9 protein-coding genes are annotated in these 12,179 nt (G+C 68.0%); 3 read left to right on the forward strand and 6 right to left on the reverse strand.

All coding sequences use genetic code 11. From position 1 onward, the window contains the following. Positions 1–58 precede the first annotated feature (58 nt). Positions 59–1,735 (reverse strand): FG-GAP-like repeat-containing protein, encoded by a 1,677-nt coding sequence (locus ENSA7_RS03030; RefSeq protein ID WP_146157267.1) that lies wholly within the window; start codon positions 1,733–1,735, stop codon positions 59–61. 99 nt (positions 1,736–1,834) lie between these two features. On the opposite strand from ENSA7_RS03030, the gene ENSA7_RS03035 reads away from it, so the two are divergent. Next, on the forward strand, positions 1,835–3,580 hold the full coding sequence (locus ENSA7_RS03035) for an AAA family ATPase (protein WP_106087686.1): 1,746 nt from the start codon (positions 1,835–1,837) through the stop codon (positions 3,578–3,580). A 286-nt stretch (positions 3,581–3,866) separates the two neighbouring features. On the opposite strand, the gene ENSA7_RS03040 is transcribed toward ENSA7_RS03035, so the two are convergent. The 3 genes from ENSA7_RS03040 to ENSA7_RS03050 form a co-directional block, all read right to left on the reverse strand. Beyond that, positions 3,867–4,913 (reverse strand): histone deacetylase family protein, encoded by a 1,047-nt coding sequence (locus ENSA7_RS03040; RefSeq protein ID WP_181233033.1) that lies wholly within the window; start codon positions 4,911–4,913, stop codon positions 3,867–3,869. Between the two features lie 8 nt (positions 4,914–4,921). After that, a complete protein-coding gene (locus ENSA7_RS03045; protein WP_146157268.1) occupies positions 4,922–5,908 on the reverse strand; it encodes a GNAT family N-acetyltransferase in 987 nt (328 codons plus the stop codon). Positions 5,909–6,042: 134 nt separating this feature from the next. Then, positions 6,043–7,047 (reverse strand): hypothetical protein, encoded by a 1,005-nt coding sequence (locus ENSA7_RS03050; RefSeq protein WP_106087689.1) that lies wholly within the window; start codon positions 7,045–7,047, stop codon positions 6,043–6,045. Positions 7,048–7,286: 239 nt separating this feature from the next. Here ENSA7_RS03050 and ENSA7_RS42005 point away from each other — a divergent pair, with 239 nt between their 5' ends. Then, positions 7,287–8,633, forward strand: a complete 1,347-nt coding sequence (locus ENSA7_RS42005) for a ferritin-like domain-containing protein (protein WP_146157269.1) — start codon at positions 7,287–7,289, stop codon at positions 8,631–8,633. Positions 8,634–8,643: 10 nt separating this feature from the next. Here ENSA7_RS42005 and ENSA7_RS03065 read toward each other — a convergent pair whose 3' ends face one another. After that, entirely contained in the window at positions 8,644–9,900 is a 1,257-nt protein-coding gene (locus ENSA7_RS03065) for a CapA family protein (RefSeq protein ID WP_106087692.1), read from the reverse strand. A gap of 2 nt (positions 9,901–9,902) precedes the next feature. Continuing rightward, the gene (locus ENSA7_RS03070) at positions 9,903–11,090 is read right to left on the reverse strand and encodes a penicillin-insensitive murein endopeptidase (RefSeq protein WP_146157270.1); all 1,188 of its coding nucleotides are present in this window, start codon (positions 11,088–11,090) and stop codon (positions 9,903–9,905) included. A 250-nt stretch (positions 11,091–11,340) separates the two neighbouring features. Between ENSA7_RS03070 and ENSA7_RS03075 the strand changes: the two genes are divergently transcribed. Further along, on the forward strand, positions 11,341–12,179 hold an 839-nt coding region (locus ENSA7_RS03075), incomplete at its 3' end, for an RNA polymerase sigma factor (RefSeq protein ID WP_146157271.1).

Raw genomic sequence — 12,179 nt, forward strand, 5'->3', positions numbered from 1 at the left:
ACGTTGTGTGTGAAACCGCGCCGCCTCACGTGAGCCAGCCAACGCGTGTGGTGTCAGCTCAGCCCTGCGGCGGCGGCTGACACACGCCGCCCCCCTCGATCTGCGCGTTGGTCCGAAACGTGTTGAGCTTCTCCCAGTGCGGCTGCTCGAATTGCGGGATCGTCCCGTCTTCCCGCACATTTGTCACGTGGTAGGTGTGCTGATTGTAGATCCGCCGGGCCTGAATCCAGCGATCTTGGACATCACGAACAACCTGCACGGCGGGCGCGGTCTGGTTGCCCTGCCAGCTGACGTTCGAGACCACCACGATCTCCGCCGAGCCGTCGTTGTCGACGTCGGCGACCACGGGATACTCCACGATCGTGCCGCTGCTGCGCGGGACCTGCAGCAGCGCGTTGCCGCTGCCGTCGTACACGTACAGGTTGGTCTCGTCGGCGTACATCGCCTCGGCGATGCTGTCGCCGTCAAAGTCGAACGCGGTACCGGCCGCGATCCCGCTGGAGTCGAGCACGTTGGCCTGCCACAAGATCGACCCGTCGCCCTCGTACACGGCGTAGTGGTTTTGTGACGAGACCGCGTACTCGGGCTGCCCGTCGCCGTCGAAGTCGTGGATCGTCGCGGGCCGCCGCCACACGTTGCCGCCGACGGGGTCGCCCGTTGGCGTGAGGTTCATGTACTTGATCGTGCCGTCGTGCTCGATCACCGACAGGCCGTTGGCGTTGGTCAGCAGCACCTCGGGCTGGCCGTCGCCGTCGAGATCCCCCACCTGCGGGTAGCCGTCGCCCAGGTTGGTGGTCCACAGCACCGCGCCGTCGTGGTGGTAGGCGGCGTGGCCCATCACGATCTCGAGGTCGCCGTCCCCGTCGAGGTCGGCCGCGGTCGTGGCCGAGTAGTTGGGATCGGCGATCGGCATGGTCGCCTCGACGCTGCCGTCGATGTGATGCACGCGGTTGCCAGCGATGATCTCGGGGGTTCCGTCGTTGTCGACGTCGGCCAGCGCGAGCGAGCCGTAGACCGTGTTCCAGACCACGTTGCTCTGCCACGCCAGGCTGCCGTCGTTCTCGAGCGCGATCAGCTGGTGGGCCGCGTTGACCGCGACGATCTCGGAGACCCCGTCGTTGTCGATGTCGCCGATCGCCGGGGTCACGGTGGTGTCGACCAGCACGGCGCTCTGCCACACGACCGCCCCGGTCTCGCCATCGAGCGCATACAGATGTCCGTTCCACTGCCCATAGGTGGCGAACAACCCGACGATGACCTCGGGTACGTCGCAAAGGTCGATCGAGCCGTCGTCGTTGTCGTCGGTCAGGTTCGCGACGAGGGCGGTGGTCATCGACTGGGTCTCGCCGTCCATGCCCATGAACGCCCACTGCACGTCGGGCTCGAACGCGTCGGGCGGGGCCGACTCCTCGCAGTCGCCGACCGCGTCCATGTCGTCGACGACCTCGCAGGTGGGGCCGGGCGGGGTGTCGTCGTTGTCGGGGATCTCGTTGAGATCGAACTTGGGTCCGTCGGTGTCGCTGGGATCGCCGTCGCCGTCGCCTGGATCGCCGTCGCCGTCGCCGGAGTTGGTGTCGCCGTCCCCGTCGCCGCTGGCGGAGCCGGTGCTGTCGAGGGTGGTCACGCCCGTGTCGACGGCCGTGGTCGAGTCCGCGGATGACCCGCTGCCGCAGGCCGACATGAGCGCGAGCGAGACGCAGGAGACTCCAAGTGAGCGAGACGGCCAAACCAGCATGTAGGGACGGTAGCCCCGTGGGTGACGCGCCCGCAAGGCAGATCGGGCGGGGCTGATCACAGGCCCCACTCGCGGCGCAGGTCCAGTACACTCGCGCGCATGTCCGACGCCCGGTCCGACGCCCCGCTCCAGTCTCCCACCCCGATCACGATCGAGCCGTTGCCCGGCGGCTACGACCGGCCGGGCGCGCGCCGGCTGCTGAGCGACAGCAAGCTGCCGTCCGCGATCCACAAGGTCGTCAAGGCGCCGTTTGGGCACACCGTGTTGAGCCTGCAGACCCTCGACGCGGTCGTCGACGCGTTCGACGTCGCGCAGCAGGCCGGGCAGGCGATCCAGGGCGCGCTGATGGAGGACATCGCGCAGACCGGCTCGCTCGCGATCCCCGAGCCCACTCGGGATCAGCGGCTGTTCATTGGCGCGTTCACGACCACGGTGCTGCTCGACAAGCTGCGGCTTGGCTTGGTGCCCTTGGCCCCCAGCCCGCGGATCGAGAGTGACCTGGAGGCCGACGGGCTCGAGGATCTGCTCGAGGTCACGGTCGGGGATCTGCTCCCGCGCCTGGCCAAGATGGCGACCAACTATCTGCAGACCCAGGCCCAGCAAAAGCCCGAGGCGGCGGATCCCAAGCTCGAGGCCCGCGAGGGGTGGATCGTGACCACGCTGCTGGCGTTCGCGGGGCAGCTGCACGGGGCCGTGCAGCGCCTGACCCACCTCGGGCGGCTGCGCCCGTTTGGGATCGCGCTGGCCAAGCGCAAGGTGACCGTTGGGGAGCTGCGCTATGAGGGGTTCTACTCGCGGGCTGCCATGGACCCCGTCACGGATCTCAGCCCCGTGCGCGTCGAAGACATCGTCGGCAACGAGGAGTACGTGCAGGCCGGGCTGAAGCTCGCCCGTGACGTGGCTGCGTTCGACCTCGAGGCGGGGACCAGCCCCAAGCGGCTCAACCCGGTGTTGTTCGGGCTTGGGCGGCCAGGCTGCGGCAAGACCATCACCGCGCACGCGATCGGCAACTACTTCTTGGACTATTGCCGCGAGCGCGACATTCCGGCCCGCTTCAAGGTCATCCGCCGAACCGACTGGGCCAGCGCGTATCAGAACGCAAGCGCCAATCAGCTGGTCAAGATCTTCAAAGAGGAGATCTACGGATTCGACGGGGTGGTCGGGGTGTATTGGCCGGATATCGACACTGCGTTTGCGAGCCGCGGCAGCGGTGATCTGCGCATGGAAGAGAAGAACAACCTCGGCGCCGTGTTTGGGATCTTTGACGGCACGCTGATCCCCAAGGACGGCAAGTGGTTCATGATCTGCGACGCCAACTACATGCAGATGGACGAGGCCACGCGCTCGCGCATCGCCCAGAACCCCTTCACGGTCCCGGGCCCGGTCGGGGCGCAGGACTTCGTCAAGCTCATGCGGGATATTTTGCTGCGGGACGTCAGGCGCTTCGTGAACCCGGACGACCCGCGCTGGCTCGAGGCCGGGCAGGCCTGCGTCGACAGTAAATTGTCTGGGCGTAATGTGGAGAGCATCACCAATAATATTCGCGCGCACGTGCAGGACTTCGAGTATCCCGACGATTACTTCAAGGCCACGCTCGAGCGTAGGCGTGAGATTATTGATCAGTATAGTAAGCGGGTGACCGTGGATGACGTGATCCGGCGGGTTGAGCAATTCGCGGAGTTTCAGGTCGAGGCCGAAGAGAAGGCCGCGCGCGACCGGTTTGAGAACGAGGTCTCGGATATGGTCAGGCAGTTGAACGCTGGCCGCGCGGCCAGCGAGCGGGCCGCGGAGGCGTTTCAGGCCGAGATCGAGCAGAAGGCCGGGGTCGAGCCAACGGTTCCCTGACCGCGCCCCTGCCCGAAGGTCCTGTACATCGCTATTTGTTCAGTGCCCCTGCCTCAGTGCCCCTGCCTGAAGGTCCTGTACATCGATATTTGTTCAGTGCCCCTGCCCGAAGGTCCTGTACCTACATATCCGTTCAGTGCCTCGGCCGCAGAAGGTGCGTTCAGGGCCCCTGCTAGGCTAGGGGGCCACACATGCCCCCGCGAACAAACGCCCCCGAGGAGCGAAGCGACCAGACGCGCCAGCGGCTGCAGTCGGCGAAGTGCCAAGCTCCATGTGGGGGCCATAACTAGTCCGCGAGCCCCAGCCCGGCCCGGAGCCCGCGCAGCAACGCCACCGCGTTACGCCCGAGATGCTCCGTGAAGTACCCACCCTCTTGAATCGCAGCAACCGGGATCCCCAAGCTCCCAATCCGCTCCCCGACTCGAAAAAAATCCTCGGTGCTCAACTTGAAATCACCGATCGGATCCCGCTCATACGCATCTAGCCCCGCGGCCAGCACCAAGTAATCCGGCTCGAACGCCTCGATCGCCGGCACCGCGTGGGCCTCGAGCGCCTTGATGTAGTGCGCCCCGTCGATCTTCGACTCGAGCACCAGGTTCATGTTGTACCCGCGCCCCTTCGCCTCGCCGACCTCGGACGCGAACCCGCAGAAGAACGGAAAATACTCGCGCGGGTCACCGTGCAGGGAGATTGTGAGCACCTTGTCGTCACGCAAGAACAAGCTCTGGGTCCCGTTGCCGTGGTGAAAGTCGATGTCCAGCACGACTACGCGGCCGGCCCGGCGCAGGACCTTGGCCGCGACCCCCGAGTTGTTGAAGTAGCAGTACCCACCAAACAGATCGCGCTGCGCATGGTGGCCGGGCGGCCGCGAGAGCGCGTAGGCGAGCTTGGCCCCCTTGCGCAGTGAGGTCGCGGCCGAGCGGGCACACGCGGCGCTCCACGTGGCGGCGCTGAGCGTCTTGGCGTTGAGCGGGGTGCCCGAGTCAAAACAAAACGCGCCGGCCTGGCGGATGTTGTTTGGGTCACCTTCGCCGCGCTTGAGCTTGGGAAACACGGTCGGATAAAAATCCGTGTCTTCGGGGATCTGCTCGGCGGTGGCGTAGAGGTTGAGCAGCTGCAGGCTATGCAGGCCACGCAGCGCGCCCGCGGGGATCTTGCTGGGCTCGCGCAGCTCGAAGTCCTCGTGGGCTTCGGCGACGGCGGTCAAGATCGACTCTGCGCGGGCGGTGGTCTCGGGGTGAGCGATCTTCTCGCCAAACGCCCACTCGTAGCGGGGCTTGAACTCGAGCTGAAGCGCGTTGAAAAACACGGGAGTGCGTACGCGGGTGCTCACGGCCACCCCTACCCCGCGTGAGAGTCCAGGCGCCGCGACATGATGTTCATGTCTTCGATGCCCTCACCGATCCGGCACGACTGGCGCATGGTCCCGTTGAACGAGAACCCCAGCCGCGCGAACGCCAGGTTGACGCCCGGGACCCGCGCCCGCGCGAGCGTGAACGCGGTGGGGTAGTCGAGCGCCCGGAGGTCGTCCATGAGATCGAGCAGGACGTTCTGCATGAGCCCGCGGCCGCGGTGGCTGGGCCGCGTCGCGCAGTCGGTGAGCTCGGCCGTGCGCGCGTCGGCGATCAGATCTGCGCTGGCGCAGGCGACCACGCGGCCGCGCTCTTCGATCACGCGAAACGGGGTGCCGTCTGCGATCGCGGCGGCGACGTACTCGGGGTCACCCGAGGGCGTGGGGTAGGCGGAGAAGGTCTCGTCGAGCAACGACGCGATCGCGGCGGCGTCGTCGACGGTCGCGCGATGGGTCTCGATCCGCGGGCGCGCTGGGCGTGGATGGGATGCGTCGGCTTGACCAGATCGAGGGCCAGATCGAGGATCAGGGTTGCTGAGCTGGGCCTCGTGCGCGGCGAGCAGCGCCTTGACCTCGGCGACCTCGCGCGGGTGCGCCAGATCCCCGCGGCTGGCGTCGGGGTAAGCGCCCATGACGGCGCACGCGACCTCGCCCTCGTAAAAGCCGGGGATCAGGCCCTCACGTTCGAACCCGACCTGCTTGAGCCCCTGCTCGGCGGCTGGGCGCACGAACGCGATGACACGCCCGCGATCGAGCTGCTCCGCGGCCGCGAGCAGCGAGCGACCCAGCGAGGCGCCGCCCGGGCTCCCTGGGTGATCGCAGCGGATGCGATCGGAGTAGACGTCGTCACGCGCGTGCACCGACGGCGCGCCCGCGACCTGCAAGATCAGCTCGTGGGGGTCATCTTGGTCGATGTGGAGCGCGTGGGCGTGTGGACAGACGGCTTTCGCGTTCGCTGCTAAGAGATTCTCAATCATCATCCGAGGGCGACAAGTAGCATAATTGCGGCTATTTTGCCAATACGGAAACCCGGCTCTGAGTGCCGCCATGCTACGTTTGCGCCGGGTTTGCGAATGCGCACGTGTTGCTGTGAGCTGATCTAGCGCGCCAATCAGTCTGCGATTCGCCCGCTGACCGAGAACTCGAAGTGATCGACCGCCTCGGCGGTCGCGAAGTTGTTCGAGTAGCGCGCCGAGCCGCCCGCGGTCAGCACCTCGCCGTCGGCGAAGGTGCTGCCCACGCCGACGAGCTTGCCGTCCTTGTCGAGCGCCTGGATCTCGATCTCGACGAACTTGGCCCCGAGCGTGCCGTCGTTGAACACCTTGCCCTCGAGGTCCCAGCGGTTGTCGCCGTACTTCGCGGGCCGCGGCTCGCCGGGCTCGACGCGCAGCCCCTCGGCCAGCTTGGGGATGTAGCTGGCCTTGCGGGGCACGACCTCGTAGCGGATCGACGCGTGCGCTGGCGGATCTTGGATCAGGATCTTGATCGGTGAGCTCTCGTCCGGCCCGAGCACGTCACGCTCGGCGTAGCCAAAGTCGGTGCTGAGCTCCTTGCCGGCGTCATCGAGGAGCACGGCGATGACCTTGGGCTTGTCGATCACGAACGGCGAGGTGTTGGTGACCACGCCCAGCGCGTAGAACGAGGTCTGGTAGCCGGTCTGGATCCGGTGAAACTCGAAGCTCGCGCTGGGCAAGACCTCGGGCTCGGGTTTGACGGCGACGGGCGCGGGCGCGACGACCGAGTCGCGGGTCGCGAGCTTGGCCGGCTCGCTGGTACCCACCGGAACCGACACGGACGTGGACCTCGAACCAGACGAGGAGCGGGACACATCCGCGGACGACGACGGCTCCACGATCTCGGGTGAGGTCCTGAACGACACGAACCCCGCGAGGCCGACCCCGACGAGCACGGCGACGATCCCAAGCACCAGCGCGGTGGTGTGCTTTTGCTGGGTCTGCGCAGGAGCGGTGACGTTGACGACGAACTGCGCCGGGCCGCCGGCGGGCGTGCGACGAAACTGCGTCCCGCAGTAGCCGCAGAAGTACTCGTCGTTTGCGTTCGGGCCCGAGGCTCCCGGCGCGCGGCATGAGGGGCAGACCAGGGCTTCGGTCGACACGCGCCCAACATAACCCAAGCGTTGGCCGAACAGAATTGGTCCCGGGGGCGAGCGGCGACCTGCTAGCAGGCCGGGGAAATTCTCGGCGCGGCCCAGAGTGCGTCACTGGGCTTCGCGGCCGCGAAGCCAAAACGAAGCTGTATCGGGCATACTGCGAGCTTTTGGCGACAAAGGCCCCGGACGTCAGGGGCGTGCTCTGGGTCGTGTCGAGAGTTTCTCCGACCTGCTAGTCTCTCGGCATGGCTGATACGGACTTGGATCACGACGGGGTGGATGCGCGCGCGCTGGTCTGCGCTCGGCGGCTGCGGTGGAGCATCATCAAGCAGCTGGGGCTGGTGTCTCCGCTACTGGTGGCAGCAGGCTGCTCGAGCAGCTCGCCCAGCGAGGGCGACGAGGGCGGGGTCACGACCAATCCCAGCAGCGGCGAGGCTGACGGGTCGAACACCGCCGACACCGCCGACACCGCCGACACCGCCGACACCGCCGACACGCTCGACTCGGCCGAGTCGAGCGACGGCATGACCGAAGACACGGACGAGGGCACGAGCGACGCCACGACCGGCGTCAAGCTCGACATACAGACCGAGCCCCAGCCCCAGTGCACGCAGGACTGGATCGATCCCGAGCAGGTCCCCGAGCAGTTTCCTAGCTGCGAGTTCGGCCCCTTCGACCCCAACCTGTACGTCGAGTACTACGAGGTCTGCGTCGAGCTCGACGACGGCGCGAGCTGTGACGAGATCTGCTCCGACAGCTGGTGCGAGGGCATGGAGACCTGCTGGTGGGGCGACGCGATCGAGAGCTGCGGCGTGTTCGAGCACCCCGACGCTTGCTGCATCGTGGTCGCTGCCGAGCCGCTGCCGCCGATCGGCCGCCCATTCGTGGTCGCGGGGCAGGCCCGGCTCGCGCAGGTCGACGGCGCCGCGCCGGCGTCACCCGTGGCGGCGCACTGGCTCGAGATGGCCCGGGGCGAGCATGCGTCGATCGCCGCGTTCGCCCGGTTTGTCGCGCTCTTGCAGCGCCAAGCTGCGCCCCCGCGCCTGGTCGCGGACGCGCTCGCGGCCGCGGGTGACGAGGCCCGCCACGCACGCGACGCGCTGCAGCTGGCCTCGCGCTTTGCGGGGAGGTCGCTGTCGTTCGGCGGGCTGTCGGTCACCGGGGCGGCGAGCGAAGACCTGCCTGCCGCGGTCCGGGCCACGGTGATCGAAGGCTGCATCGGCGAGACCCTCGCGGCCCACGAGGCGGCCTGCCTGGCCGAGCACGCGAACGACGAACAGGTGGCCCGGGTGCTGCGCGGGATCGCCAGCGACGAGGCCCGTCACGCCGCCCTGGCGTGGCGGTTTGTCGCGTGGGCGCTCGCGGCTGAGCCCGAGCTCAGGCCCGTCGTCGAGGCTGCGTTCGCAGAGCATGGGCAGCAGCCCGATCAGGATCGGGCAGACCCGGGCACACGGCAGGATCTCGAGCTGCTCGCGTGGGGCTGCGCGTCGTCGCGCCAGCGTGCGCGATGGCGCCACGTCGCGCGGGCCGAGCTGATTCGTGCGTGCGCCGAGCAGCTGCTCGGCGTCCAGGAGATCGCCGCGCCGGTCTGACCGAGCTCGACTATAGCGGCGTCGCGCTGGGGCACGCGCGCAAGCCTGTGACCAGCAGATCCTCACCGTCAGCTTCGTCGGTCCGCACGAGCTTGGTCCCATGCGACGCCGACAGCTCCTCGAGTCGCTGACGCACCTGCCGGCCTCGCTGGCCCCGGGCGGGCTCGGGGTGCCAGCCGGGCAGGCGAACGATATACGCAGGGTGAAACCGAGCCTCCTCCAGGCACGGGCGCGCGGCGTCGGCCGTGTCCCGATAGCGCACCCGCAGCACCCCGGTCATGCCCGGACGATGGTCGTTGCGAGGAAACAAGAAATTGCCGAGCGAGTAGGCGATGAGCCCGTCACGATCCTCGCTGCTGCGGTGCCGCTCGATCGCCTGCAGCACGTGGGGGTGATGCCCGATCACCAGGTCGGCGCCGCCCTCGAGCAGGGCCCGGGCCGCGAGCTTGTTCGAGTTGCTCACGTCGTTGGCGTACTCGGTCCCCCAGTGCACGACCACGATCAGCAGGTCATGCTCGGCCCGCGCAGTCTCGATGATCGGCAGCAATTGCTCGCGCACCTGCCCGAGCGAGGCAAACGGCAGCTGCGGACCGCCGCGCTCGCCAACGTGATTGCGCAAGGTCGCGAACGCGACGAAGCCGATCCGCCAGCCGCGGACCTCGTGGGTCTCGACGCGCACCAGCGGGTCTTCGGTGCGCGAGCGCCCGATCGCCACCAGCCCGGCCGTAGCGAGCACCTGCGGCCCCTCGAGCTGACCTTCGACGCCAAGGTCGAAGTAGTGATTGTTGGCGAGCGACATGACCGTGAAGCCGCCCCGCACCAGCTGATCGATGTACGCCGCCGAGCTGCCAAACCGCCACTTGTTGGTGCTCGGCGACTGCGGTGGCGCCTCGAACATCACGGGGCTCTCGAGGTTGCCCACGACCACGTCGGCGGCCAGCAGCGGCGCGACCATGGCGAAGGGATCGTCGGCGGGCGCGTGCATCGGGGCGAAGAACTCCTCGCCGCGAGCCTCGAGGTAGCGACCCAGCACCACGTCCCCGACAAAGGTCAGCTCGAGCTGCTCGGCCCGCTCGGGGGGTTGCTGCTCGGGCGCAGGCTCGGGCTGGGCCGCGACCGTCTTCGGCTCGACCACGACTGGGAGCTCGGGCGCCGCGCGGACCAACGTCGGCGGCCGCTGCTCCCAGCAGCCGAGCAGCGAGCCCAGCAACAGCGCCCCAAGCAGCCCGTGCAATGCCGGTCGGGCCGAGGCGCCAGGAGCCCGCATGATCAATTGTCTTCGCAGCGGGTTTCGTTTGAAGCGCAGTTGAAGCGCACGTGGATGTGAGCGGTGTGGCCGGACTGATTGCGGACGATCCCGTTGTTGTGCCCGCTCTTCTCCGGGTACTGCAAGACGCGCTCGATCGTGGCCTGGTCCGCGCCAGCCCGCTTGGCGGCGGCGAGCAGGTGCTTTTGGCGATCCGTGGTCAGGTAGATCGTCTTGACTTCGCCAGTGTCGACCAGCGCCATGACCAGGCCCCACAGCGCGTCCCAGTCGACGTCGCTGACCTGCTCGGCCGAGCCGTTGTTGATGACCGGCAGGCGAATGTCGACGTCACGGCCGCTGCGGTGCGACGAGTGGGGCTTGAGCTTGCCGCCGCCCTGCTTGCTGATCGCCCCGATCTTGAGCGCGCCCGTGAAGCCCGAGTCCCGCCGCCAGCGGGCGATCGCAAGCTGCAGGTGCTCGAGGGTGTGGCTGCTGCCAAACGCCTCGTCGGGCCGGCGCAGGGTGTAGAGCTGGTTGTTCTCGGGCAGCTGCAGCGCGTTGACGATCTTGCCGTTGCTGGGCGTGCCGACCGAGATCGAGCCCGAGCGGATCGCGACCAGCGGCAGCGGAGGCAGGGCCGCGACGCTGCTGGCGTCCCCACCTGCTGCGGCCCCGGGCTTGGCCTGCTTGACGACCGGCTCGACCCAGATCACCAGGGTCTGGCCGGCCTTGAACGCGCGCGGCACCTTGGGGTTCCAGCGCAGCCGCAGCGTGTCGGCGTCGACGCGGTGGGCCTTGGCGATCTTGTTCCACGTGTCGCCCGACTTGACGACGTACTCGATCTTTTTTTGCGGCGGCGGGGCGAAGTTGGTCAGCACGCGGAGCGTGCGGCCAGCGAAGATCTGCGGGTTCTTGGGGTCGAGCTTGTTCCAGCGGATCAGCGAGTCGGCGCTCACGTGATAGCGCGCGGCGATCTCGATGACTCGCTCGCCGGGGATGATCCGATGCTTGATCCAGGTGGGCTTGGCGTCGCTGGGCTCGTCGCTGCTGCGAGCCGGGTCAGCCTCGGGCTCGGGCGGGGCGGCGGCGACCGTCAGCGGCAGCCACACGCCAGCAACCACGAGCGCGAGCAGGCTCAGGCGACGAGCGTGGACTCGGGCCCGGCGCTCGACATCGAGCGGGGCACGCTTGGCTGGTTGACGGCGTACCAAAAGCGAAGCCCAGCATACCGAGGTCTGGCCGCGCTTCAACCCCGCAATTCCTGGTGCCAAGGCGTCTCGCAGCCCACTCGAGGCTCAGGGGTCGTTGGCCATCGAACGCTGATTCACGATGGTTTGCAGGAGCGCGAGGCGGTCGTGAATCGACACCGCATGAAATTTGTTGGGTGCCGACAGGCCCAACAAGAACGGCGAAATATCCGCACACTGCCGCGCGAAACCACGCGAGAATCGCTCTGAGCCAATGGAACGGACTGGGCAATCTGATCGGAGCCGGGCGGTCGCGGCTGGCTCGCACTCGCCCGAGAGCGTCATCGACCTCGCTGGTGCGGAGCTGGTGCAGTCGATCTTTCGCACCACCAACGCGCTGCTCGCGAGCCCATCCGACGCCGAGGAGGTCGCGCTCGACGCTCTGGTCAAGCTCCACAAGAAGCTGACGGAGCTGGCCGCGGGTGGGACCGCCGAGGCGACCTCGGACGTGCTCGCGGGCTGGCTCTCGGGGCTGCCCGCGTGGCTCGACCAAGTCGCGGTGAGCAAGTCCAAGGGCCGGGCGCCCAAGCGCAAGCGGCACTCTCGCAAGCTCGACGAGCTCGCGCACCTGCACGAGCACACCGCCGATCGTGAGAACCCCAAGCAGGTCACGGCGGTGTTGGTCAAGGAGCTGCTGACCTATCTGCCGGGTCGGCATCGCTTCGTGTACGTGCTGGTCGCCGGGCTGGGTCACACCCAGGCGCGGGTGGCTGAGCTCCTGCACCTCGACGCGGCCGCGGTCGCGCGCACGCTGACCGTCGTGGCGTCCAAGCTGGGCGAGTTCGGGGCCCACGCGCCGGTCGCCAAGGCCATGTCTGTGGGGATGGCGAGCGGCGAGGAGTCTCCTCTGCACGACTACATGCGGGTGTTTGGTGGCCCTGATCAAGCCACGGAAGCTCGGATCAGGCGGCGCTTCGAGGCGCACCTGGCCGAGGGCGCCGGCCACCTCGAGCTGTCGGGCGACTCGTTCCACGCGGGCCAGTTCTCGGGCTCGCACTTTCGGCTCCCGGCGATCCGGCCAGAAGGGGGGCCAGACGGGGGGCGAGATGGGGG

This window comes from Enhygromyxa salina (genome assembly GCF_002994635.1).
GTDB classification, from domain to species: domain Bacteria; phylum Myxococcota_A; class Polyangia; order Nannocystales; family Nannocystaceae; genus Plesiocystis; species Plesiocystis salina_B.